Source organism: Perlucidibaca sp. (assembly GCF_057084925.1).
On sequence record NZ_JBXMRC010000013.1, the window covers coordinates 58,577 to 81,036 of the forward strand.

The 22,460-nt window shown below is 56.5% G+C and carries 23 protein-coding genes; 13 read left to right on the forward strand and 10 right to left on the reverse strand.

Annotation, left to right across the window (positions count from 1 at the left end; genetic code table 11):
• The first annotated feature begins 130 nt into the window (after positions 1-130).
• From AC14IB_RS04330 to AC14IB_RS04340, 3 genes are all read left to right on the forward strand, one after another.
• Positions 131-541: a DUF4149 domain-containing protein gene (locus AC14IB_RS04330; protein WP_484230723.1), complete on the forward strand. Its 411-nt coding sequence runs from the start codon at positions 131-133 to the stop codon at positions 539-541.
• A gap of 57 nt (positions 542-598) precedes the next feature.
• A complete protein-coding gene (locus AC14IB_RS04335; RefSeq protein WP_484230724.1) occupies positions 599-814 on the forward strand; it encodes a TIGR02450 family Trp-rich protein in 216 nt (71 codons plus the stop codon).
• Positions 815-1,017: 203 nt separating this feature from the next.
• On the forward strand, positions 1,018-1,998 hold the full coding sequence (locus tag AC14IB_RS04340; protein WP_484230725.1) for a magnesium and cobalt transport protein CorA: 981 nt from the start codon (positions 1,018-1,020) through the stop codon (positions 1,996-1,998).
• Here the strand turns inward: AC14IB_RS04340 and rraA are convergent, their stop codons facing one another.
• Positions 1,999-2,478 carry a ribonuclease E activity regulator RraA gene (rraA, locus tag AC14IB_RS04345; protein ID WP_068859665.1) on the reverse strand — a complete coding sequence of 160 codons (480 nt, stop codon included), beginning with the start codon at positions 2,476-2,478 and terminating at the stop codon, positions 1,999-2,001.
• Positions 2,479-2,567: 89 nt separating this feature from the next.
• On the opposite strand from rraA, the gene AC14IB_RS04350 reads away from it, so the two are divergent.
• A complete protein-coding gene (locus tag AC14IB_RS04350; RefSeq protein WP_484230726.1) occupies positions 2,568-3,236 on the forward strand; it encodes a lytic transglycosylase domain-containing protein in 669 nt (222 codons plus the stop codon).
• Here the strand turns inward: AC14IB_RS04350 and AC14IB_RS04355 are convergent.
• Together AC14IB_RS04355 and ppsA are read right to left on the reverse strand one after the other, a co-directional pair.
• Entirely contained in the window at positions 3,233-3,511 is a 279-nt protein-coding gene (locus AC14IB_RS04355) for a Rieske (2Fe-2S) protein (protein WP_484230727.1), read from the reverse strand. The genes AC14IB_RS04350 and AC14IB_RS04355 overlap by 4 nt on opposite strands.
• Positions 3,512-3,623: 112 nt before the next feature.
• A complete protein-coding gene (gene ppsA, locus AC14IB_RS04360) occupies positions 3,624-5,996 on the reverse strand; it encodes a phosphoenolpyruvate synthase (protein ID WP_484230728.1) in 2,373 nt (790 codons plus the stop codon).
• 312 nt (positions 5,997-6,308) lie between these two features.
• On the opposite strand from ppsA, the gene ppsR reads away from it, so the two are divergent.
• Positions 6,309-7,133, forward strand: coding sequence for a posphoenolpyruvate synthetase regulatory kinase/phosphorylase PpsR (gene ppsR / locus AC14IB_RS04365; RefSeq protein WP_484230729.1), 825 nt, complete (start codon positions 6,309-6,311; stop codon positions 7,131-7,133).
• A gap of 126 nt (positions 7,134-7,259) precedes the next feature.
• Entirely contained in the window at positions 7,260-9,497 is a 2,238-nt protein-coding gene (locus AC14IB_RS04370) for an NADP-dependent isocitrate dehydrogenase (protein ID WP_484230730.1), read from the forward strand.
• A gap of 90 nt (positions 9,498-9,587) precedes the next feature.
• Here the strand turns inward: AC14IB_RS04370 and clpA are convergent, their stop codons facing one another.
• On the reverse strand, positions 9,588-11,858 hold the full coding sequence (gene clpA / locus AC14IB_RS04375) for an ATP-dependent Clp protease ATP-binding subunit ClpA (RefSeq protein ID WP_484230731.1): 2,271 nt from the start codon (positions 11,856-11,858) through the stop codon (positions 9,588-9,590).
• Positions 11,859-11,881: 23 nt separating this feature from the next.
• Positions 11,882-12,283 carry an ATP-dependent Clp protease adapter ClpS gene (gene clpS / locus AC14IB_RS04380; protein ID WP_484230732.1) on the reverse strand — a complete coding sequence of 134 codons (402 nt, stop codon included), beginning with the start codon at positions 12,281-12,283 and terminating at the stop codon, positions 11,882-11,884.
• A gap of 419 nt (positions 12,284-12,702) precedes the next feature.
• Here clpS and AC14IB_RS04385 point away from each other — a divergent pair, with 419 nt between their 5' ends.
• Positions 12,703-13,311: a pseudouridine synthase gene (locus tag AC14IB_RS04385; protein WP_484230797.1), complete on the forward strand. Its 609-nt coding sequence runs from the start codon at positions 12,703-12,705 to the stop codon at positions 13,309-13,311.
• Between the two features lie 21 nt (positions 13,312-13,332).
• Here AC14IB_RS04385 and AC14IB_RS04390 read toward each other — a convergent pair whose 3' ends face one another.
• Genes AC14IB_RS04390 through moaC form a run of 3 tightly spaced genes read right to left on the reverse strand, consistent with a single transcriptional unit; the run spans position 13,333 to position 14,582 of the window.
• The gene (locus tag AC14IB_RS04390; RefSeq protein ID WP_484230733.1) at positions 13,333-13,791 is read right to left on the reverse strand and encodes a molybdenum cofactor biosynthesis protein MoaE; all 459 of its coding nucleotides are present in this window, start codon (positions 13,789-13,791) and stop codon (positions 13,333-13,335) included.
• A gap of 3 nt (positions 13,792-13,794) precedes the next feature.
• Positions 13,795-14,067, reverse strand: coding sequence for a molybdopterin converting factor subunit 1 (gene moaD, locus AC14IB_RS04395; RefSeq protein ID WP_484230734.1), 273 nt, complete (start codon positions 14,065-14,067; stop codon positions 13,795-13,797).
• 14 nt (positions 14,068-14,081) lie between these two features.
• Positions 14,082-14,582, reverse strand: a complete 501-nt coding sequence (moaC, locus tag AC14IB_RS04400) for a cyclic pyranopterin monophosphate synthase MoaC (RefSeq protein WP_484230735.1) — start codon at positions 14,580-14,582, stop codon at positions 14,082-14,084.
• Positions 14,583-14,649: 67 nt separating this feature from the next.
• Between moaC and mnmA the strand changes: the two genes are divergently transcribed.
• The 5 genes from mnmA to pabB are packed head-to-tail and all read left to right on the forward strand — an operon-like array spanning position 14,650 to position 20,422.
• Positions 14,650-15,774 carry a tRNA 2-thiouridine(34) synthase MnmA gene (gene mnmA, locus AC14IB_RS04405; RefSeq protein ID WP_484230736.1) on the forward strand — a complete coding sequence of 375 codons (1,125 nt, stop codon included), beginning with the start codon at positions 14,650-14,652 and terminating at the stop codon, positions 15,772-15,774.
• Positions 15,771-16,403, forward strand: coding sequence for a lysogenization protein HflD (locus tag AC14IB_RS04410; RefSeq protein WP_484230737.1), 633 nt, complete (start codon positions 15,771-15,773; stop codon positions 16,401-16,403). The genes mnmA and AC14IB_RS04410 overlap by 4 nt, the downstream gene beginning before the upstream one ends.
• Positions 16,404-16,454: 51 nt before the next feature.
• Positions 16,455-17,831: an adenylosuccinate lyase gene (gene purB, locus AC14IB_RS04415; protein ID WP_484230738.1), complete on the forward strand. Its 1,377-nt coding sequence runs from the start codon at positions 16,455-16,457 to the stop codon at positions 17,829-17,831.
• 21 nt (positions 17,832-17,852) lie between these two features.
• Entirely contained in the window at positions 17,853-19,079 is a 1,227-nt protein-coding gene (locus tag AC14IB_RS04420) for a JmjC domain-containing protein (protein WP_484230739.1), read from the forward strand.
• On the forward strand, positions 19,079-20,422 hold the full coding sequence (gene pabB, locus AC14IB_RS04425) for an aminodeoxychorismate synthase component I (RefSeq protein WP_484230740.1): 1,344 nt from the start codon (positions 19,079-19,081) through the stop codon (positions 20,420-20,422). The genes AC14IB_RS04420 and pabB overlap by 1 nt, the downstream gene beginning before the upstream one ends.
• A gap of 62 nt (positions 20,423-20,484) precedes the next feature.
• Here pabB and thrH read toward each other — a convergent pair whose 3' ends face one another.
• Positions 20,485-21,099 (reverse strand): bifunctional phosphoserine phosphatase/homoserine phosphotransferase ThrH, encoded by a 615-nt coding sequence (thrH, locus tag AC14IB_RS04430; protein WP_484230741.1) that lies wholly within the window; start codon positions 21,097-21,099, stop codon positions 20,485-20,487.
• A 162-nt stretch (positions 21,100-21,261) separates the two neighbouring features.
• Here thrH and AC14IB_RS04435 point away from each other — a divergent pair, with 162 nt between their 5' ends.
• Positions 21,262-22,011, forward strand: a complete 750-nt coding sequence (locus AC14IB_RS04435) for a phosphoadenylyl-sulfate reductase (protein WP_484230742.1) — start codon at positions 21,262-21,264, stop codon at positions 22,009-22,011.
• Here the strand turns inward: AC14IB_RS04435 and AC14IB_RS04440 are convergent.
• A complete protein-coding gene (locus tag AC14IB_RS04440; RefSeq protein WP_484230743.1) occupies positions 22,008-22,409 on the reverse strand; it encodes a GFA family protein in 402 nt (133 codons plus the stop codon). The genes AC14IB_RS04435 and AC14IB_RS04440 overlap by 4 nt on opposite strands.
• Positions 22,410-22,460: the final 51 nt, after the last annotated feature.

The following is a 22,460-nucleotide window of genomic DNA, read 5'->3' on the forward strand; positions in this document are numbered from 1 at the left end:
GGAGCAAGAAAGCCAGCTTAACACTGTCGCTATTGACTTAGATTATTTAGGTTAGACAGCCCTCGATTTGAACAGGTGTGAGGCATTACCCGATACGGTAGTTTGATGTGACATTTCTCGGGAGTCCGTCATGCTAAACCACACCCTACTTATCGCCGCCCTGCTAGCAACCGCGCTGCTCTTCGGCGGCATGCTGCTCTTTGCCGGCGGCTTTGCGGCCTTCGCCCTTAAAGCTCTGCCACCGGTGGAGGCGCGCCTGCTGATTCGCGCCGCATTTCCGCCCTTCTACGCTTTCGTCATCCTCGCCGCCACGCTCGCTGCCTTACTGACTTGGATGCTGGATGCTCCGAGCACACTGGCCTTGGCTCTGATCGCGCTAACCACCTTCCCCACACGTCAGATCCTGATGCCCGCCATCAACAACGCTGCTGATTCAGGAAAGAGCCGACGCTTCCAGATACTGCACATGCTATCGGTACTCATCACACTGGCACACATCGGTATCGCTGGTCTGGTCTTGCTCCGACTCGCCGCGCAGTGATCCCGATGTATTTGCGGCATCACGCTGCTAATACTGAGTTCACTCATCAGAGGTGTTATGAACAAAATTAATCCCCGAAAACTACTGCACAGCAAGTGGACTGCACAGAGGCCGCAAGCAAGAGAGAAGCATTTCATGGTCACTGAGGTCGAATTCGATGAAGAAGGCGTTGTGACCTCATGCTTGATCGAGGCCGTTCTGACAAAGCGCTCAATGCCGATTAAATGGCAAGATCTAAAAAGTATTGAGAACTGGCAGCAGGGCTGGAAATAGATACATGGCCTAGAGAGCCCATTTCACTAGACACTGGCTTAACAACGTCGGTACATCCTGAGGGTTGCCAAGACGCACGGGTTAAGGGCTTTTCGTTTTTGGGCAATTTCTTTTGCCGCCTAATAATTCTGACCAGCCGTCAACCCGATTGCGACCAGTCGTGGCATGCTCAATGAATTGCTGCGGCCTTTTAGGAACTTAGTATGTCTGGCGCCATCATTAACTCCATCGCCTATGACCGAGAAGGTCATCGCATTGCTAAAGTCGAACTATCAGACACCAAGGCCTTTCTTTTGGCGCATCCGGAATCCTTTTTGTGGATCGGTTTGCATGAGCCCGATGCGGCCATGGTCAATACCTTACAAGATCAATTCGGCCTGCATGAGCTGGCCGTTGAAGATGCCTTATGCGCTCATCAACGCCCAAAAATTGAAACCTATGGCGACACGCGATTTATTGTGACCCATACCGCCGAGCGTAATGGCAGCTGCATTGTTTTTGGCGAGACTCATCTGTTTATTAGCGATCGCTTTCTCATCAGCATTCGTCATGGGCCGTCACACACTTACGCCACCATGCGTCAGCGTGTGGAGGCGAGGCCGCGCCAGTTAGGGCTCGGCCCAAGCTATCCGCTCTATGCCATTCTCGATTTTATCGTGGATAACTACGCGCCCATCGTCGATGACTTTAAGCAAACCTTGCATAAACTGGAGCAAGATATTTTCCAACCGCAGTACAAACGCGGCACCATCAAGCGTTTGTATGAGCTGAAGCGCGAGCTCATTACCTTGCGCCTTGCTTCGGCACCACTGCAGGACATTGCACAAGATCTGAGCCATGGCCAAGATGATTTTATTCACCCCGCTATCCAGCCCTATTTCCGCGATATCGCCGATCACTGCACGCGCATCAACGAGGCCATTGATGCCCTAAATGAGCTGCTGACGGCCGCGATTCAGGTCAACTTGTCCTTGGTGACCGTGAAGCAAAACGAAGTGGTGAAACGACTGGCCGGATGGGCGGCCCTATTAGCGCTACCCACCCTGATTACCAGTATTTACGGCATGAACTTTGAGCACATGCCCGAGCTGCAATTTAAATATGCTTACCCGACGGTATTGGCTATAACGGCACTCGCCTGCTTAAAGCTCCATAAAACACTGAAGCAAGCGGGCTGGATGTAATTAGATCAGTTTCTGTGCCGATACGATGATGCCGTTGTTGTCGGCATAGACGTACTCTCCGGGCGTAAACGTGACACCGGCAAAGGTCACGGGCAACCCTACCTCGCCCACACCTTTACGCACGCTCTTTAACGGGATGGCGGCAATGGCTTGAATGCCAATATCCAGCTCGGCGAGCGCATCCACATCCCGCACGCAGCCGTACACAATCACGCCCGCCCAACCCTGCTTAACGGCACTCGCCCCAATCAAATCGCCCAGTAATGCACAACGCAAAGAACCGCCACCATCCACCACCAGCACACGACCTTCGCCGGGTGTAGCTAATAACTCTTTGACGCGCGAGTTATCCTCATGGCATTTGACCGTGACAATGGCACCACCAAAGGCATTGAGGCCACCGTAGTTGGCAAACATGGGCTCGCAGACACGAACAGCCTCTGGAAACTCATCACACAAATCACAGGTCACAAAAGACATGGTGGCTCTCCCAAGCGAATCACTAAAAGGGCAACTTTACCCTGCGCAGGTCGAGTGCGACAATTCATGCCTATTCAAGAGTGTGCGTCATGAAGCGTTATTTGTTTGCCAGCAGCTTATCTTTGCTTTTGCTCGCCGCCGGTGGCTTGAGTGCGGGCCAGCTGTATCGTTTCCAAGATGCCGATGGCAATGTGCTGCTCACCAATCAAGTGGATAAGCAACGCAAACCGTTGCGCCAAGACCGTCAGCAATACCGGCGTCTGGTCAAAGTGACGTGGTACCCAGACACAAATGTGCACAGCTACCGCAATTGGGGTAAAACGGAGATGGCCGTTAAAGCCAGCGCCAGCAAAAATCGTAATGCGTTCGATGACAGCATTCGATTAGCAGCTCAACAATACGATTTAGATTTTGGCTTGATTAAAGCCGTGATTCATACCGAGTCCGGTTTTGACCCCAAGGCTCGCTCAGGCCCTGGTGCGCAAGGCTTGATGCAACTCATGCCGGCAACCGCCAAACGCTACCATGTCACCGATGCCTGGGATCCCGCGCAAAACATCAATGCCGGTGCCAAACATCTGCGTTATCTGCTGAAGCGATACGGGGACTTATCGCTGGCATTAGCCGCTTATAACGCGGGCGAAGGTAACGTGGATAAATACGGTGGCATTCCTCCGTTTACGGAGACGCAAGACTACGTGGAGCGCGTAACCGGACGCTATACACGTCTTTATGGCGGCTCTCTCGCGGCGAATTAAAGCACTACACCAATCTGATTACCTTCGTACACCAAGCTATATTGCGTCAAACAGGGTCCCGGGGCCGGCAGGCGGCACTGGCCATCCGACAAATTAAACGACCAGCCATGATTCGGGCAACGAATGACGCCAGCCGTGATCGCACCTTCGGTTAACGCCGCCCCGCGATGCGGGCATTGATTGCGAATCAGATAGCGCTGACCATCCTCTTGAATGAGTAACAGCGGAATGCCATCGACGATGAACTCTCGACGATAGCCATCTTCTAAAAACATGAGTTTTTCAAGGGCATGAAACGCCATATTGCCTTTGCCTCAAACAAAATCACTTCAGTTCAGATAGCAGAAAGGCGGGTTTCCCCGCCTTTCCACAATGCATCAACTCAGCTTACTTACCGTGGTTAGCCGCTAGGAAGAACCACGTTTCCAATACGGAGTCTGGGTTCAAGGAGACTGAATCAATGCCCTCTTCCATCAACCACTTGGCCAGATCCGGGTGGTCCGATGGGCCCTGACCGCAGATACCGATGTACTTGCCAGCCTTGCGACAAGCCTGAATGGCGCGCGAGAGCAGGAACTTCACCGCCGGATCACGCTCATCGAACAGGTGGGAGACAATCCCAGAGTCGCGATCCAGACCCAGAGTCAGCTGCGTCAGATCGTTGGAGCCGATGGAGAAGCCGTCGAAGTGTTCAAGGAACTCTTCCGCCAACAAGGCGTTGGTCGGCAGCTCACACATCATGATAATGCGCAGACCGTTTTCACCGCGCTTCAGACCCTTCTCAGCCAGCAGCTCGATGACGCGCTTGGCTTCACCGGTGGTGCGCACGAATGGAATCATGATCTCGACGTTAGTCAGGCCCATCACATCACGAACCTTCTTCAGCGCACGCACTTCCAGATCGAAACAATCGCGGAAATTATCCGAGACGTAACGGCTGGCGCCACGGAAACCCAACATCGGGTTTTCTTCTTCCGGCTCATAGAGCTTGCCGCCGATCAGGTTGGCGTATTCGTTAGACTTAAAGTCGGACATGCGCACAATGACTTTCTTCGGATAGAACGCCGCCGCCAGCGTGGCAATGCCTTCGGTGAGTTTCTCAACGTAGAAATCCACCGGCGAGGCATAACCCGCACAACGCTGATCAACCGACTGCTTGATGTCGCGCGGCAGCGTGTCGTAGTTCAGCAGCGCCTTCGGGTGCACACCAATCATGCGGTTGATGATGAACTCCAGACGCGCCAGACCAATGCCTTCGTTTGGCAGTGTCGCGAAATCAAAGGCGCGATCCGGGTTGCCCACGTTCATCATGATCTTGAACGGCAGCTTCGGCATGGCGTCGATGGTGTTCTTCTGAACCTCGAAATCGAGCAGGCCTTCGTAGATGAAACCGGTGTCGCCCTCGGCACACGATGCCGTAACCTCCATGCCATCCTTCAGCACATCGGTGGCATTGCCGCAGCCGACGATGGCCGGCACGCCGAGTTCACGCGCGATGATGGCGGCGTGACAGGTACGACCGCCACGATTGGTAATGATGGCGCTGGCGCGCTTCATGACCGGTTCCCAGTCCGGGTCAGTCATGTCGGAGACGAGCACATCGCCCGGCTGCACTTTTTCCATTTCCTTGATCGAACGCACCACGCGGACCACACCGGAGCCGATGCGCTGACCGATCGAACGGCCTTCACAAACCACTTTGCCCTTCTGCTTGAGCAGGTAGCGCTCCATAGTGCCGGCGTTCTGGCGGCTCTTCACCGTTTCCGGACGCGCCTGCACGATGTAGAGCTTGCCGTCGTCGCCATCTTTCGCCCATTCCACGTCCATCGGCGCACCGTAGTGCTTCTCGATGATCAGAGCCTGACGGGCCAACTCTTCAATTTCTGCGTCAGTCAGCGAGAACTTGGCGCGTTCGAGCTTATCTACCGGCACAATTTGTGTAGAACGACCGGCAGCACCGCTGTCGGCGTAAATCATCTTCTGCGCCTTGGTACCCAGGTTGCGACGCAACACGGCTGGACGACCCGCGTTCAGCGTGCCTTTATGAACATAAAATTCATCTGGGTTAACCGCGCCCTGCACCACCATTTCACCCAAACCATAGGACGAGGTGATGAACACGACATCACGGAAACCGGATTCGGTATCGAGTGTGAACAACACGCCCGATGTACCAATTTCTGAGCGCACCATGCGCTGAATACCGGCCGACAATGCGACCAGCTTGTGCTCAAAACCTTGGTGAACACGGTAGGCAATTGCGCGGTCATTGAACAGCGAAGCAAACACTTCTTTGATGGCAATCAGCACATTGTCATAGCCGCGAATGTTCAAGAAGGTTTCTTGCTGACCAGCGAACGAGGCATCGGGCAAATCTTCTGCCGTGGCAGAGGAGCGAACGGCCAACGGCATCTGCTCGTTGCCACCGGTGAGCAGGTCAAACTCAGCGCGAACCGCTTGTTCCAGCGCCGGAATCAGCGGTGTTTCAACGACCCACTGGCGAATCTTGCGCCCAGCTTCCGCCAGCGCCAGCACATCTTCAACATTCAGATCATCGAGCACATCGTGGATACGTTTGTTCAGGCCACTTTGCTCGAGGAAGTCACGATAGGCCTGCGCAGTGGTTGCAAAGCCACCGGGAACCGATACACCGGCATTGGCGAGGTTGCTAATCATTTCGCCAAGGGAGGCGTTTTTGCCGCCGACGATTTCAACGTCGTGCTTGCCGAGCTTCTGAAAGGGGATGACGAGATTTGCCACGATGCTGCTCCCTGTATGGAGTGGGGTGGTGGATGAGGCTGACGTGGATCGCACGCCTTCAAGCCTTGCTGGATTCTACTGTATAGCCAGCTGGTTTGCCTCGCTGCCAGCGATCTACCCGACCAAGCTGCAATACCTTGTCTAGCCCATTGCAAATGCCCGTACGCTGAAGGTATCTTGCTGTTTTCGATGGGAAATAGCGTGAGCGTTCCGGCGCCTTCTTGGGGCATTCAGACACTGCACTTAATTCACGTAAAAAATTAGTATCATTTCTATTATGAATAATTGGCGCCTAGCGCCTGAAGGCCTCGCATGAAACGTTCCGTGTTCTTTATTTCCGATGGCACTGGCATCACCGCCGAAACTTTAGGGCACAGTCTGCTCTCGCAGTTCGAAGAGATTCGTTTCGAGGAAACCACCCTGCCCTACATCGACACGGTAGAAAAAGCGATCACAGCCCAACAAGAAATTAATCGCACTGCAGAAGCCGATGGCGTGCGGCCGATCATCATCGACACCATCGTCGATAAATCAATACGCGCGGTTATTGCTGAAGCTAACGGCTACATGATGGATGTCTTCGATACCTTCGTGGATAAATTGCAGGCCGAGCTTTGCTCACAGGCCAACAACACCGTCGGCAAATCCCACTCAATCACCAACAATCCGCACTACAACGACCGTATCGATGCCGTGAACTTCGCCCTCGATAACGATGACGGCGCTCGTACCAAGCATTACGACAAGGCGGACATTATCCTCGTCGGCGTGTCGCGCTCGGGCAAAACGCCGACCTCGCTGTATATGGCGCTGCAGTTTGGCGTGCATGTGGCCAACTACCCACTGACCGAAGATGACTTTGACGACTTGCGCCTGCCGGCCTCGCTGCGCGAATACAAAAACAAGCTGTTCGGGCTAACCATTGACCCTGAACGCCTGAGCGCCATCCGTAATGAACGGCGAGCAAACTCCCCCTATTCTTCGCTAAGCCAATGCCAGAAAGAAGTGCGCGCGGCTGAAGCCATCTTCAATCGTGAAGGGGTGCAGTTCATCAAAACAACCCATGCCTCCATCGAAGAGATATCGACACGCATCATGGCTAGCGTGGGCATCAAGCGAAAATCACTGCAACCATGAACGGCCTGTCGCCGGCGGCCATCGCCTCATCAGACTTTCGATTAAATTTCATTAAGGTGTAGTTCAGTTGGTGGTACGGTATCAGGCAATGACACTTTTTCCCCTCCTCAACCTCGAGACGACGAGATGAGCACGCAACAACCTACGATCATTTATACCCTGACCGATGAAGCACCGCGCTTAGCCACGGCATCGCTTCTGCCCATCGTGCAGGCTTTTGCAAAATCAGCGGACATCGATGTGGTCACTAGCGACATCTCGCTGGCGACCCGCATCCTGGGCCAGTTTCCGGAAGTCCTGACCGAGTCGCAACGCGTTCCCGACACGCTCGATGCCCTGGGCAAGCTCACGCAGCAGCCGGAAGCCAACATCATCAAACTGCCCAACATCAGCGCCTCGGTGTCGCAGCTCAAGTCCGCCATCAAGGAACTGCAGGACAAAGGCTACCCTATCCCCGACTTTCCTGAGACGCCGCAAACTGACGCGGAGCGAGATATTCGCGCACGCTACAACAAGTGCATCGGCAGTTCGGTAAACCCAGTCCTGCGCGAAGGCAACTCCGATCGTCGCGCCCCAGCGGCCGTGAAGAACTACGCCCGCAAGCATCCGCACAGCATGGCCGAATGGAGCCAAGCCTCGCGCTCTCATGTATCGCACATGCACGCGGGCGACTTCTATCATGGCGAAAAATCCATGACCCTGGACCGCGCCCGCCGGGTGAAGATGGAGCTGATTACCAAGAGTGGCAAGACCCTCTTGCTCAAGCCTGAGGTCGCCCTGCTCGACCGCGAAGTGATCGACTCCATGTTCATGAGCAAGAAGGCGCTGGTAGCCTTTTATGAAAAGGAGATCGAGGACGCGCACAAAACTGGCGTGATGTTCTCGCTGCATGTTAAAGCCACCATGATGAAGGTCTCGCACCCCATCGTCTTCGGCCATTGTGTGCGCATCTTCTACAAGGAAGCCTTCGAAAAACACGGCAAGCTGTTCGACGAACTGGGTGTTAACGTGAACAACGGCATGGTCGACCTTTACAACAAGATCGCCACCCTGCCACAGAGCCTCCAGGACGAAATCAAGCAGGACCTGCACGCCTGTCACGAGCATCGGCCCAAGCTGGCCATGGTCGACTCGGCCAAGGGCATCACCAACTTTCATTCCCCGAACGATGTGATCGTCGACGCCTCCATGCCGGCCATGATTCGCAACGGCGGCAAGATGTATGGTGCCGATGGCCGACTCAGAGACGTAAAGGCCGTGATGCCAGAATCGACCTTCGCGCGCATCTATCAAGAGATCATCAACTTCTGCAAATGGCACGGCGCTTTCGACCCAACCACGATGGGCACCGTCCCCAACGTCGGCCTGATGGCACAACAGGCGGAAGAGTATGGTTCGCACGACAAGACCTTCGAGATATCTGAAGACGGCGTGGCCAACATTACCGACCTGGACACCGGCGAGGTGCTGATGAGCGAAAACGTGGAAGCTGGTGACATCTGGCGCATGTGCCAGACCAAAGATGCCGCCATCCGCGACTGGGTCAAGCTGGCGGTGTCGCGTGCGCGCAACTCCGGCATGCCCACGGTGTTTTGGCTGGACTCCTACCGTCCGCACGAGGCCCAACTCATCGCGAAGGTGCGCCTGTATTTGCAGGAGCATGACACCAGCGGCCTCGACATTCAGATCATGAGCCAGGTGCGCGCCATGCGCTACACCTTGGAACGTGTGGTCCGTGGCCTCGATACCATTAGCGCCACTGGCAACATCCTGCGTGACTACCTGACCGACCTGTTCCCCATTATGGAACTTGGCACATCGGCTAAGATGCTGTCCATCGTGCCGCTGATGGCCGGTGGCGGCATGTATGAAACGGGTGCTGGCGGCTCGGCACCCAAGCATGTGCAGCAGCTGGTAGAAGAGAACCACCTGCGCTGGGACTCGCTGGGCGAATTCCTCGCGCTGGCTGTGAGCCTAGAGGATTTGGGTCTCAAGTACAACAATGCCAAGGCCACGGTACTGGCTCGTACGCTGGATGAAGCCACTGGAAAGCTGCTCGACAACAGCAAGGGCCCCTCGCCTAAGACGGGCCAACTCGATAATCGTGGCAGCCATTTCTATCTCGCCCTGTACTGGGCTCAAGCGCTAGCGGAGCAACGTGACGACGCCGTACTCGCCGCTCGCTTCAAGCCGCTAGCCGACAGACTGACAGCCGATGAGCAGCGCATTATCGATGAATTGGCGAAGGTGCAGGGAACATCGTCCGACATCGGCGGCTATTATCTGCCGGACCCAAAAAAGATTGATGCAGTGATGCGCCCTAGCGCCACGTTCAATGAAGCGATTGCTTCGTTGCTCTCGTAACAAAGCGCCTGTCTCAGGGAAACCGCTGCTTAAAACAAAAACGCCGGCATCTTAGCCGGCGTTTTTGTTTTAAGCAGCAAGTCATGTCAGTCAGTGCATTTTTGCCGGCTCACGACGCTCTACCGCTTCGGCATCCAACTGCAAGGCATCGTTTTTCACCGACACATGCACACGGCCGCCTTTGTCGGCGAGCGCGCCGAACAGAATCATTTCAGCGAGTGGCTTCTTAAGCTGCTCCTGAATCAAACGAGCCATCGGACGAGCCCCCATAAGCTTGTCGTAACCACGTTCGGCAAGCCAAGCACGGGCATCCACATCCACCTCTAGCTGCACATGCTTGTCATCGAGCTGAGCCTGCAACTCCACCAAGAACTTATCAACGACGCTAACAATCGTCGATGGGTGCAGCGAAGCAAACTGAATCACGCTATCGAGGCGGTTACGGAACTCCGGCGTGAAGGTCTTCTTCAATGCTTCCATGCCGTCGGTGCTGTGATCTTGCAAAGTAAAGCCCATGCTGGAGCGAGACACCATTTCTGCACCGGCATTGGTAGTCATCACCAAAACCACGTGGCGGAAGTCGGCTTTACGACCGTTGTTATCGGTTAGCGTGCCGTGATCCATTACCTGCAAGAGCAGGTTAAAGACTTCCGGATGCGCTTTCTCAATTTCATCGAGCAAGAGGACGCAATGCGGATTTTTCACCACCGCTTCTGTCAGCAAACCGCCCTGGTCATAACCAACATAGCCGGGAGGCGCACCAATTAAGCGGGATACGGTGTGACGCTCCATGTACTCCGACATGTCGAAGCGCACCAGTTCGACGCCCAGCGTGCGCGCCAACTGCTTGGTAACCTCGGTCTTGCCAACACCAGTCGGGCCGGCAAAAAGGAAGCTACCAATGGGCTTCTCTGGTGCTTTCAGACCGGCGCGCGAGAGTTTAATTGCGGCACTCAGAACATCAATGGCTTCGTCCTGACCAAACACCGTCATCTTCAGATCGCGTTCGAGATTACGTAGCGCTTCTTTATCGTTGGACGACACCGATTTCGCCGGAATACGGGCAACCTTGGCGACCATTTCCTCAATTTCGGCAACGCCAATCACCTTTTTGCGACGACTCACCGGAAGCAAGCGCTGGTAGGCGCCAGCCTCGTCAATGAGGTCGATAGCTTTATCGGGCAAAAAGCGCTCGTTGATGTAGCGATCCGCTAGCGTCGCGGCCATCTGCAAGGCCTTATCGGCATAGCGAACATGGTGATGCTCTTCGAAGCGCGACTTGAGGCCGCGCAGAATGCGGTAAGTTTCATCCACGGTGGGCTCAGACACATCAATCTTGTGGAAACGACGCGACAAGGCCCCGTCTTTCTCAAACAGATTGCGGTATTCCTGGTAAGTCGTAGAGCCCATGCACTTCAGCGAGCCGTTGGTGAGTGCAGGCTTGAGCATATTGGACACATCCAACACGCCGCCACCTGCGGAACCAGCGCCAATGATGGTATGAATTTCGTCAATAAACAGCACAGCGCCGGGCTGATCGGTCAGTTCATTGATCAATGCCTTGAAGCGCTTCTCGAAATCACCGCGATATTTGGTGCCCGCCAATAGCGAGCCAATATCCAAGGAATACACCACGGCATCGGCAATGGCTTCCGGCACTTTCTTTTCCACGATCAGCCAGGCCAGGCCTTCGGCAATCGCAGTCTTGCCAACGCCCGGCTCACCCACGAGCACGGGATTGTTCTTGCGACGGCGGCAGAGAACTTGAATAGCGCGCTCAATTTCATGCTCTCGACCCACCAAGGGATCTAACTTGCCCTTTTTCGCCATCTCATTGAGGTTGACGGCGTAGTTTGCCAGCGCGCTATCGGCCGCAGCTTCTGGCGCTGCCTCCTGATCGCTGCTATCGCCATCGCGGGAGTCTTCTTCCGGCTGCCCGCCGTGGGACAGGTAGTTGACCACGTCCAAACGACTAATGCTTTGCAGCTTGAGCAGATAAACCGCTTGGGATTCCTGCTCAGAGAAAATCGCGACGAGCACATTGGCGCCGTTGACTTCACGCTTACCGGAAGACTGAACATGGAAGACCGCACGTTGTAATACGCGCTGAAAACCTAGAGTCGGCTGCGTTTCACGGCCTCCATCAGGCACCGGCAGCAAGGGCGTTGCTTCATCCACATATTGTTGCAGCTCGCGACGCAGCGAAATAACATCTGCACCACAAGCCTTCAAGGCCTGCACCGCAGATTCATTATCCAGCAACGCCAGCATGAGATGCTCAACGGTGATGAACTCATGGCGCTTGCCGCGTGCATCACGGAAGGCCAAATTGAGGGTCAGTTCTAGTTCACGACTTAACATGCCTGCCACTCCTTGCCATTGCTTTAAAGCATGGGCTCTGCCTGACACAACAGGGGATGTTCGTTCTGTTGTGCATATTCGACGACCATGGCCGCCTTGGTTTCCGCAACATCTTTTGAATAACTACCCACGCCGGCACGGCCGTTATGGTGAACTTGTAGCATCAACTGAGTCGCTGCATCAGCGTTCAGCCCAAAGAAGCGAAGCAACACCTCTATAACAAACTCCATAGGAGTGTAATCGTCATTTAAAATCACAACTTGATAGCGACGAGGGTGTTTAAGCTCTGGCTTAACGACTTCAACCAGAGCAATGCCCTGACCGTGCAGGTCATTATCATCCCTTGCACCTTGGCCGGTATCCGGCCCCGCATAAGGCTGTTTCAAGCTGCAAAGATGATGCGTAGAGAGCATGGAATCGTTCATGAGGGTAAGACTGATGGTTTCTTGCTTTCGTGTCTGCATGACAAGACTTTAACAGATGTCTTTGCTCTAACGACAAGCCCCTAAAATGAAAAAAGCCTCCAATCGTTTGCCGATAGGGGGCCATTTTAGATTCACACGCGCGTGAACGTTGACTTACGTATGGTTGATGATCGCATCACCAAATTCAGAGCAACGCAGCATCATCTCCGCAGACAGAATGATGGGTTAATTCGGCACATTCAGGGACAGGTCACCCATTCTGCAGGTACTCCGTCTCAAGTGCGGCGCGGGTAGCGCCAATATGCGATGGATGAAATCGTTCTTGTTTCGGACGAGTATACTCAACCGTTTTGTTGCCCCCAAGGTATCCCATGGACACGCGCGCACACTCAAATCGGCATCGTAGACCACGGTCCCAGCTGGCTGATGCACAGCCAACTGCACTACTGCTGTTGCTGAACAAGCCGTTTCAGGTTTTGTGCCAGTTCAGTGCGCATGAGGGCAAGCAAACACTCGCCGACGTGCTCTATTCTGGGCAACGCGCCGCAGATAAACACTTTTCAGGCCTATATCCGGCCGGTCGCTTAGATTTTGATTCGGAAGGCCTCTTGATTCTGACAAACCACGGGCCATGGCAGGCTCGCATCGCGCATCCGCGCTTTAAATTGCCGAAAACTTACTGGGCTCAAGTCGAAGGTGTGGTGACAGATGAGGCACTGTTGGCACTTCGCACCGGTGTGATGCTCAATGATGGACCAGCTGTGGCCTTACAAGCGACTCGATTAGAAGCGCCCATGGTGAGCGAACGCGTGCCGCCCATACGCCATCGGGCTGCTATTCCCACGAGCTGGATTGCTTTGGTGTTGGGTGAAGGTCGTAATCGCCAAGTGCGGCGCATGACCGCCGCCGTAGGTTTGCCCACACTTCGCCTGATTCGCGTCGCCATCGGCCCGTGGCAGCTAAACGATTTGGCGGTGGGCGCTTGCCGCGAGATTCCTACCGCCGAGGCTCGCGCCGTTTTAGGCTAAGCCGACGCGTGAAGCCGGGAGTTACGCTCGGGGCTTAGGCAAATGCGCGTTTGGGGCATCGACCCAATGCGCCTGTCCGTTTAACCACTCGCGCTTCCAAAACGGTGCCGAGGTTTTCAAGGCGTCCATCACATACGCCGCAGCGTCAAAGGCATCACGCCGATGCGCCGACGCCACGCTCACGCGCACAATGGTTTCACCCGCTGGCACATAGCCAATACGATGCACAATTTCGCCGGCAACGATTTGCCATCGGCTCTCGGCATCACGCAGTAGTTGCCATAACACGCGCTCGGACATGCCGGGGTAATGCTCAAGATCTATGGCGTCCACATCCCCCAAAGCACTTGCTCGACGCACCTGACCGGTAAACGTCACGGTGGCACCGACGCCCGCCAGCGCTTGCCAGCCTTCAACCGCCGGGCAATAGGGTGAGAGGGTCTTGTCGACTATTTCAACGCGCCAAGGCTCCTGAGTCATCACTCAGCCTCCGGTGACTGGCGGGAAGAATGCGACTTCATCGTGGTCGTTCAGCTCTACTTCACCGCTCACATTCAGCAGATTTTGATTCAGCGCCACCATCACAGCGCTGGCCTCGGGCCCCACCAGCGCCGACCAGGTGTCGCCGCGCAAGGCCAAGTCGGCACGCAAGGTGCTTACTGTCTGCATGTCCGGCCTGAGCTCGATCACCTCCTCGCTCAGACCCAGTTTTTCTCGAAAACGCGCGAAATATCGAACAGTAATGCGGGGAGCCATGATTCAACTTCTCATCAACGGACTAAAGAGGCATCGCGCTGCCAATGACCACTGGCACCGCCACACTTGGTTTCTAACTGAATTTGTTCAACCACCATGCCGCGATCCACGGCCTTACACATGTCATACACCGTGAGTGCCGCCACCGATGCTGCTGTGAGCGCCTCCATTTCCACCCCGGTGGGTCCGCTTACCTTGCAGCGCGAACGAATCTGTAAGCCCGGCAGCGACTCATCGGCCTCCAGCGTCACACTCACGCCCGTGAGCATGAGCGGATGACAGAGTGGAATCAGCTCCCATGTGCGTTTAGCCGCCTGAATGCCGGCAATACGCGCCACGGCCAGCACATCACCTTTGGGATGCCCCTGCGCCACAATCATCGCGAGTGTAGCGACCTGCATGCGCACGCGCGCGCTGGCGATGGCCTCGCGAGCGGTATCGGGCTTGTCGCCCACATCCACCATGCGCGCCGCGCCGTGTTCATCGAGGTGTGTCAGTGCCTGTTTCGCTGTCATGGTGCTGGCAATCCGTTAACATAAGCATCCTAGTTTCCGGAATTGCCGTGCATAGCGCCAGCCCAACATGAACTTAGATTCTTCATCCGTTAAAACAGACCGCCCTCTTTCGGGCCAAAAAGTCATTGTTGGCATGTCCGGCGGTGTCGATTCCTCTGTATCCGCTTGGCTGCTGATGCAGCAAGGCTATGCCGTGGAAGGCCTGTTCATGAAAAATTGGGAAGAAGACGACGGCACAGATTACTGCACCGCACGGGAAGACCTGGCCGATGCCCAAGCGGTGTGTGATCGCCTAGGCATTACGCTGCATCAAGCTAACTTTGCGGCTGAATACTGGGACCGCGTATTCGAGCACTTCCTCGACGAATACAAGGCCGGTCGCACCCCAAACCCTGACATTCTCTGTAATAAAGAAATTAAATTCCGCGCCTTTCTCGACTATGCCCTGCAGCTCGGAGCCGACTACATCGCCACCGGCCATTACACCCGGCGCAGTGATGGCAACCCGGCGCAGCTCTTGCGCGGTGTGGATGTCAATAAAGACCAAAGCTATTTCCTGCATGCCGTTGCCGGCACCCAGATCGCCAAAACCCTGTTTCCCGTGGGCGAGATCGAGAAGCCGGAGGTTCGCCGCATTGCCGCAGAACTCGGTTTAGCTACCGCTGCAAAAAAAGACTCCACAGGCATTTGTTTTATTGGCGAGCGCCGCTTTAAAGACTTTCTCGCGCAGTACCTGCCGGCACAGCCCGGCGCCATCGAGACCGATAAAGGCGAGGTCATTGGCGAGCACCAAGGGCTGATGTATTACACCCTAGGGCAGCGCCAGGGCATTGGTATTGGCGGCTTGAAAGATGCCGATGAAGCCCCATGGTATGTCGTGCACAAAGACGTGGCGCGTAATGTCCTGGTGATTGGTCAGGGTCATGAACACTCACTCATGATGAGTCGCTCGCTGTTTGCTCGTGAGATTGACTGGGTGGCGGGGGAGCCTCCGACATTCCCGCTGACCTGCACCGCCAAGACGCGCTATCGCCAACCCGATCAAGCCTGCACCGTGGCGCACGACGGCGAGCGTTATCGTGTCGACTTCCAAGAGACTCAGCGTGCGGTCACGCCGGGTCAATCCGTGGTGTTTTATGTAGGTGACGTCTGCTTAGGCGGCGGCGTGATTGAGGAGACTGTTCCGGCATGAGCCAATTGAATCGTGATAAAACCCTAGCCCTTGCAGCCATTTTTCAAGCGGCTGGATTAGCCAATGAGCTGGCCCGCAAAGGCAGCACAGACAGCTCAGTCGAGGCTTTTTTAACGCAATCGGTGTTGGTCATGGATACCGATAACATCAGCGATATCTACCCAAATCCCGAAGGTCTTAAACCGGGTCTTCGCTGGCTTGAAGGCTGCCTCATGGAGCAAGGGCGCGGTATACAGAATGCGGGTGAAATCATTCGCATTGCGCTGGGCGTGATTCAGGTGGAAGGCCAGTTTAGCCAGCACGAAGGTGTACAAAACACCCTTCGTACCCGCTTGGAAAACATCAATCGTCAGCGCGTCATGAACCCTGACATGAGCAGCACTGAATTGAACAACCTGCTCGGCTCCGCCTACGTCGACAGCCTCGGTCAGCTGCGCTTCCGCGTGCAAATTCGGGGCGATGCCAAGCAATTGCAGGCACCGGGCATGGCCGAACGCATCCGCACCATTCTCTTGGCCGGTGTGCGAGCAGCCTGGCTCTGGCGTCGCCTCGGTGGACGCCGCTGGCACTTAATCTTTACCCGCGGGCAAATCCTTCGGGAAATCCGCGAGATCGCCAAATCGGTGTAAACTTCGCGCCCTCAAAACGCCCTCTTTCCCTTTGCCGCTTCGGAGCCCGTTATGGCGCAATTCACTCAATCCACCACGCTGACCGCCCTGTCACCGGTCGATGGTCGCTACGCTGGCAAGGTCGACGCCCTGCGTCCTATCTTCAGCGAATTTGGCCTGATCAGCGCCCGTGTTGAAGTTGAAGTGCGTTGGCTTCAGCGCTTGTCCGCCCTGCCCGGTGTGGCCGAAGTGCCGACCTTTAGCGCCGAGGCTCAGGCCTTTCTAAATGCCCTGGTGAGCAATTTCTCGTTGGAGGATGCCGAGTGGATCAAAAACAGCGAGCGCGTCACCAACCATGATGTGAAGGCCGTGGAATACTTCCTGAAAGATCGCGTAAAGGCCTTGCCGGAGCTGGCTGCCGTGAGCGAATTCATCCACTTCGCCTGCACCTCGGAAGACATCAACAACCTTTCGCACGCGCTCATGCTGAAAGCCGGTCGTGATGTGGTGCAGGCCCAGATGCAGACCGTCACCGATGCTATCCGTGCTCTCGCTCATCGCTATGCCGATGTCTCCATGCTGTCACGCACTCATGGCCAGACCGCCTCACCGACCACGCTCGGCAAGGAAATGGCCAATGTCGCCTTCCGTCTTCAGCGCCAGATCGAACAGCTCGCGGCCGTGCCGCTGCTGGGCAAGATCAACGGCGCCGTCGGGAACTACAACGCGCATCTGGTGACCTACCCGGATGTCGATTGGCAGGCCAATGCCGAGACCTTCGTGACCTCGTTGGGGCTGACCTTCAACCCCTATACCACGCAGATCGAGCCGCACGACTACATCGCCGAATACTTCGATGCCGTGCGTCGCTTCAACACCATCCTCATCGATTTCGACCGCGATGTCTGGGGCTATATCTCTCTCGGCTACTTCAAGCAGAAGCTGAAGGAAGGCGAAGTCGGCTCCTCGACCATGCCGCACAAGGTCAACCCCATCGACTTCGAGAACTCGGAAGGCAACCTCGGCCTGGCCAATGCCATTCTTGGTCACCTCGCCGAGAAGCTGCCGATCTCGCGCTGGCAGCGTGACCTCACCGACTCCACTGTATTGCGCAACCTCGGTGTCGGCCTCGCGCACAGCGCCATCGCCTACGATGCCGCATTGAAGGGCATCGGCAAGCTGGAAATGAATGAACAGCGTTTGGCGGATGATCTCGATGCATCTTGGGAAGTGCTGGGCGAAGCGATTCAGACGGTCATGCGTCGTTACGGCATCGATGAACCCTATGAAAAGTTGAAGACGCTGACGCGTGGCAAGGGCATTGATCGCGAGCGTTTGCAGACTTTTATCGACACGCTAGACATGCCAGAGTCGGCCAAAGCCGAACTGCGCGCCTTAACGCCCGCCAGCTACATCGGCAACGCCGTCGCACAAGCGCAACGCGTCTAATTACTCGACTCTGGATAGCCCATGCTGCTCACACCCCATGCTGTTGCCGATTGCCTAGCCGACGCCCCATTACCTTGGCTGGGTGGCCTGCGCGCCAGCGAATTCCTCCGCGATTACTGGCAGAAGAAACCGCTGCTGGTGCGTAACGCCTTTCCGGATCTGGCCCGTTTGCTTGAGCCCAAGGAACTGCTGGAACTGGCCGAAACGGAAGATGTGGAAAGCCGAGTTATCGTTGAAGATGGCACTGAGCCATGGGAAATGCGCGAAGGCCCGTTTCACCCCACGGTCTGGCGCAAGCTCAGCCAACGCAAATGGACCGCACTGGTTCAGGCCGTTGACCACTACCTGCCGCCGCTCGCCGATCTCTTAGACCACTTCGCCTTCGTGCCGGAATGGCGCATCGACGATGTGATGGTGTCTTACGCCGTGCCCGGTGGCTCCGTGGGCGCACACTTCGACCAGTACGACGTGTTTTTGTTGCAAGGACCAGGTCAGCGCCGCTGGCAATTAGGCGAGCAGTGCAACGACGACACCCCGCGTCTTGAGCATGCTCAGCTTCGCCTCATTGCCGACATGCCGGTCACCTTTGATGAAATTCTTGGTCCAGGCGACCTGCTTTATGTGCCGCCTGGCCTGGGTCATTTCGGTGTGGCACAAACCGAATGCCTGACTTACTCCGTGGGCTTCCGCGCGCCGTCCTTGGGTCATATTCTGGAACAAGTTGTGGATGCGGTACTGCTCGAACGCGGCACCGAGCAGCTCTATAGCGATGCGGGTCGCGCCCTGCCCTCGCACCCCAGCGAATTAGGCCTGAGCGATGTCACCACACTCGCAACGACCTTGCAAAGCTGGCTACAACAACCGCTATTGTTCCCGACTGCACTCGCGCCCTTCCTCAGCGAAGCCAAATACGACGACTACGAGCCAGAAGGCGAACCCTGCACATTGGCCGATCTCCGCGCTGCCCTCAACGAAGGTATCGACTTATTGCGCGACCCGGCCTCGCGCTGGCTCTGGGAACCCCAAACCCAAACCTTCTGGCGCAATGGCGCTGTGGTCACCGTGCCGGATGCGGTCAAGCCTTACCTCCCGCAGCTACTGACGGGCCGACGTCACGTTGCCGCAACGCTTGCCCAGCTTCCTGAAGCTGTGCTGAGCTGGCTCGCCGAGGACATCAGCGCAGGCTACTGGCTTCCCGTTGAAGGCGCGCCATCTGCAGGCGACGCCGCGGGCACTGGAAGCCACTGATGCAACTCCATGAGTTGGCTTGGACTGACTCACCCGAAACTGCTCTCTCGGCCGTTCGCGACCTGCCTTGGCCACTGCTGCTAGACAGCCAAGCAGCAGGTCGCTGGGATATTGTGGTCGCGGCCCCGCGTGCCTACTCGTGGCAAACTCCGGCCGGTTGGCAACACGCCCACTGGCCAGCGACCAACCTCACTGCCGATGCCGATGCCTTTGCCGTCATGCAGGCGCTACAGGACTGGGGTGGCCCCGAAGCGCCGCGTGCGGAGCAGACGCAGGACTGGCCCTTCGTGAACGGTGTGATGGGCTGCTTGGGCTACGCCAGCGCCAGTGAGCGCGGCCTGCCGACCCCGCGCCACGATGACTGGCCACTGGCCATCCTCGCCTACTACGATCAGGGCTGTGTCTGGGACCATGAGCAGCGTCGCTGCTTTGCCTGGAGCCTGAATGCGCAGACCTGGCCCGATTGGTTGGCGCGCCTACAATCGGCCACCGCCGCACCCTGCCAGTCTTTGCAGCTCACTGCACCATTCCAGGCCCTGACCTCGCAACCTCGCTACGCCGCCGATATTGCCCGCATTCACGACTTCATCCGCGCTGGCGACTGCTATCAGGTCAATTACACGCAGGCCTATGAAGCGCGCTGTGAAGGCGAGCTCTGGGATGCCTACCCAACGCTGCGCCCGCTCGCCCTCGCGCCGTATGCGGCTTATTGGCGTCTGCCCTGGGGCGAGATACTCTGCCTCTCGCCGGAACAGTTTCTCGGCATCCACCAGCAGCGCATCACCACGCGCCCGATCAAGGGCACGCGCCGCCGTCAGGCCGATGCCATCGCCGATGCCGCCGAGGCCAGCGCGCTGCTGGCCAGTGCCAAGGACATGGCCGAAAACATCATGATCACCGATCTGCTGCGCAACGATCTTAGCAAACATGCGGTGATTGGTAGCGTGCAAGTACCGCAGCTCTGCGCACTGGAAAGCTTTGGTCAGGTGCATCATTTGGTTACGACCATTGAGGCCACGCTGGCTGCCGACGCCAATGTCGCCAGTGTCTTGCGCGATGCCTTCCCCGGTGGCTCCATTACTGGCGCGCCGAAAAAACGTGTCATGGAAATCATCGAAGACTTAGAGCCAACGCCGCGCGGCTTGTATTGCGGCAGCTTGTTCTACTGGGATGCCAGCGGCCATTTCGATAGCAACATCACCATCCGCACACTGGTATTGAAAGATGGCACGCTGCGCACTTGGGCCGGCGGCGGTATCACGCTGGACTCGCAGTGGCAAAGTGAATGGGAAGAATGTGGCAACAAGATGGGTGGCATCATGCGGGCCTTAGAGCAGCGCTGAACCTCTCGCTGCACGCATAAAAAAAGCGCCCTGTGGCGCTTTTTTCGTCTCATCGCTGACCCTTACGGAATCTTACGCAGCGAGGCCTTGCGAATCTCGGCCTTCAGCTCTTCGTAGTTGTGCGTGACTGGGAACTGCGGGAACTCACGAATCACATTCTCCGGTGCATCGAACAAAATGCCCTGCTCGGCCTCGCTGAGCATGCCCGTGTCGTTATAGGAGTCACCGGCGGCGATGCAGCGATAATTCAGCGAGTGGAAGGCCTTAATGGCCATCGTCTTCTGATCTGGCTGGCGCAGCTTGTAATCGGTGATGGTGCCATCTTCCGCGACTTCCAGCTTGTGGCAGAACAGCGTTGGCAGATCGAGCTGCTCCATCAGCGGGCGTGCGAATTCGTAGAACGTATCGGACAGGATGATGAGCTGGAAATGGTCGCGCACCCAGGCCAGAAACTCGCGCGCGCCCGGCAAAGGACCCATCTCGGCGATGACCGCCTGAATATCCGGCAGACCGAGCTTGTGCTCGCGCAAAATACGTAGGCGCTGCTGCATCAGCACATCGTAATCAGGGATGTCACGCGTAGTGGCCTCAAGCTCCTTGATGCCCGTGCGCTTGGCAAAATTGATCCAGATTTCCGGGACCAGAACGCCTTCCAGATCGAGACACACCAATTCCATCGCAACACCTCATTGCCAGCCAGAGAGAGCCGGCGGCGGTGCCGGCAAATTTTGCGCAAAGGTTACTGGCAAGCCTCCCAGCATGCAACGCTGATAAGTGCTCTGCTATGCTTGCATCCTTGTCGAGTTTGACTCGCTCCGTCATTTTCAAGGATACCATCCATGCCAGTTACCGCCGAACAAGTCGCCGCCTGGGCCGCCGAATACGACGGCAAGAGCCCGCAAACCCTGCTCAAATTCGCGCTGACCACCTTCCCCGGTCTGGCCATCTCGTTCAGCGGTGCCGAAGATGTCGCGCTGGTCGACATGGCGGTGAAGAGCAAGCTACCCTTCCGCGTCTTCACGCTCGATACCGGCCGCCTGCACGCCGAGACCTATCGCTACCTGGATACCGTGCGCAAGCACTACGGCATCCGCATCGAGACCATGTACCCGCAGGCCGAGGCCGTGCAGCAGCTGGTCAATGACAAGGGTCTATTCAGCTTTTATGAGGACGATCACAAGGAATGCTGCGGCATCCGCAAGGTCGAACCGCTGCGCCGCATGCTGTCGACCACCAACGCGTGGATGACCGGCCAGCGCAAGGACCAGAGCCCTGGCACGCGCAACAGCGTGCCGCAGATCCAGCTCGACACCAGCTTCACCGGCAACGATGGCGCGCTAGTGAAATTCAATCCGCTGGCGAACTGGTCATCCGGCGAAGTCTGGGACTACATCCGCGCGCTGGAAGTACCCTACAACCCGCTGCATGAAAAGGGCTACATCAGCATCGGCTGCGAGCCCTGCACCCGACCTGTGCTGCCCGGCCAGCATGAGCGTGAAGGGCGCTGGTGGTGGGAGGAAGCCACTAAAAAGGAATGCGGGCTGCATATGGGGAATGTGGAGACGGTTTCGTTCGAGATTCGCGGTTAAGTCAGCGGAAACCTCTCCACCTCGGGCAGCGCATGAACCTGCTGCATCCATTGCAGCCGCTCTGCCACCTGGATTTGCAGCTTGGGCGGTAACGCATCCGGGTCATCCAGCGTGGCAGTCTGCACATCCACGATGCCCGGCAGATGTTCAGCATTACGATAAAACAAGCCCGTGCCGCACTCAGGGCAGAAACTGCGCAGGGTGGCCCCCGACGAATTAATCGTTTTCGGCTGGCCACTCAGCACAACGAGGGCTGACTCAGGAAACATCGCCCAAGAGACGACGGGCGCTCCCGCACTCCGGCGGCAGTCTTTGCAATGGCACAGCGCCACCGAATAGGGACTGCCAGAGAGCTGATACGTAATGGCTCCGCACAGACATTGACCTGTGTAGTTCACGGCGCACCTTCTTAATTGGCTGCTCAAGCAGCTCCACTGCATCCGAAACTG

What these genes read in the sequence shown, in the direction of transcription:
- AC14IB_RS04420 (WP_484230739.1), top strand. Translation starts at nt 17,853, where the DNA reads ATGCTGCTCACACCCCATGCTGTTGCCGATTGCCTAGCCGACGCCCCA.
- AC14IB_RS04335 (WP_484230724.1), top strand. Translation starts at nt 599, where the DNA reads ATGAACAAAATTAATCCCCGAAAACTACTGCACAGCAAGTGGACTGCA.
- pabB (WP_484230740.1), top strand. Translation starts at nt 19,079, where the DNA reads ATGCAACTCCATGAGTTGGCTTGGACTGACTCACCCGAAACTGCTCTC.
- AC14IB_RS04370 (WP_484230730.1), top strand. Translation starts at nt 7,260, where the DNA reads ATGAGCACGCAACAACCTACGATCATTTATACCCTGACCGATGAAGCA.
- AC14IB_RS04435 (WP_484230742.1), top strand. Translation starts at nt 21,262, where the DNA reads ATGCCAGTTACCGCCGAACAAGTCGCCGCCTGGGCCGCCGAATACGAC.
- ppsR (WP_484230729.1), top strand. Translation starts at nt 6,309, where the DNA reads ATGAAACGTTCCGTGTTCTTTATTTCCGATGGCACTGGCATCACCGCC.
- AC14IB_RS04340 (WP_484230725.1), top strand. Translation starts at nt 1,018, where the DNA reads ATGTCTGGCGCCATCATTAACTCCATCGCCTATGACCGAGAAGGTCAT.
- AC14IB_RS04410 (WP_484230737.1), top strand. Translation starts at nt 15,771, where the DNA reads ATGAGCCAATTGAATCGTGATAAAACCCTAGCCCTTGCAGCCATTTTT.
- moaC (WP_484230735.1), bottom strand. Translation starts at nt 14,582, where the DNA reads ATGACAGCGAAACAGGCACTGACACACCTCGATGAACACGGCGCGGCG.
- mnmA (WP_484230736.1), top strand. Translation starts at nt 14,650, where the DNA reads ATGAACTTAGATTCTTCATCCGTTAAAACAGACCGCCCTCTTTCGGGC.
- purB (WP_484230738.1), top strand. Translation starts at nt 16,455, where the DNA reads ATGGCGCAATTCACTCAATCCACCACGCTGACCGCCCTGTCACCGGTC.
- thrH (WP_484230741.1), bottom strand. Translation starts at nt 21,099, where the DNA reads ATGGAATTGGTGTGTCTCGATCTGGAAGGCGTTCTGGTCCCGGAAATC.
- moaD (WP_484230734.1), bottom strand. Translation starts at nt 14,067, where the DNA reads ATGGCTCCCCGCATTACTGTTCGATATTTCGCGCGTTTTCGAGAAAAA.
- AC14IB_RS04355 (WP_484230727.1), bottom strand. Translation starts at nt 3,511, where the DNA reads ATGTTTTTAGAAGATGGCTATCGTCGAGAGTTCATCGTCGATGGCATT.
- clpS (WP_484230732.1), bottom strand. Translation starts at nt 12,283, where the DNA reads ATGAACGATTCCATGCTCTCTACGCATCATCTTTGCAGCTTGAAACAG.
- clpA (WP_484230731.1), bottom strand. Translation starts at nt 11,858, where the DNA reads ATGTTAAGTCGTGAACTAGAACTGACCCTCAATTTGGCCTTCCGTGAT.
- rraA (WP_068859665.1), bottom strand. Translation starts at nt 2,478, where the DNA reads ATGTCTTTTGTGACCTGTGATTTGTGTGATGAGTTTCCAGAGGCTGTT.
- AC14IB_RS04330 (WP_484230723.1), top strand. Translation starts at nt 131, where the DNA reads ATGCTAAACCACACCCTACTTATCGCCGCCCTGCTAGCAACCGCGCTG.
- AC14IB_RS04390 (WP_484230733.1), bottom strand. Translation starts at nt 13,791, where the DNA reads ATGACTCAGGAGCCTTGGCGCGTTGAAATAGTCGACAAGACCCTCTCA.
- AC14IB_RS04350 (WP_484230726.1), top strand. Translation starts at nt 2,568, where the DNA reads ATGAAGCGTTATTTGTTTGCCAGCAGCTTATCTTTGCTTTTGCTCGCC.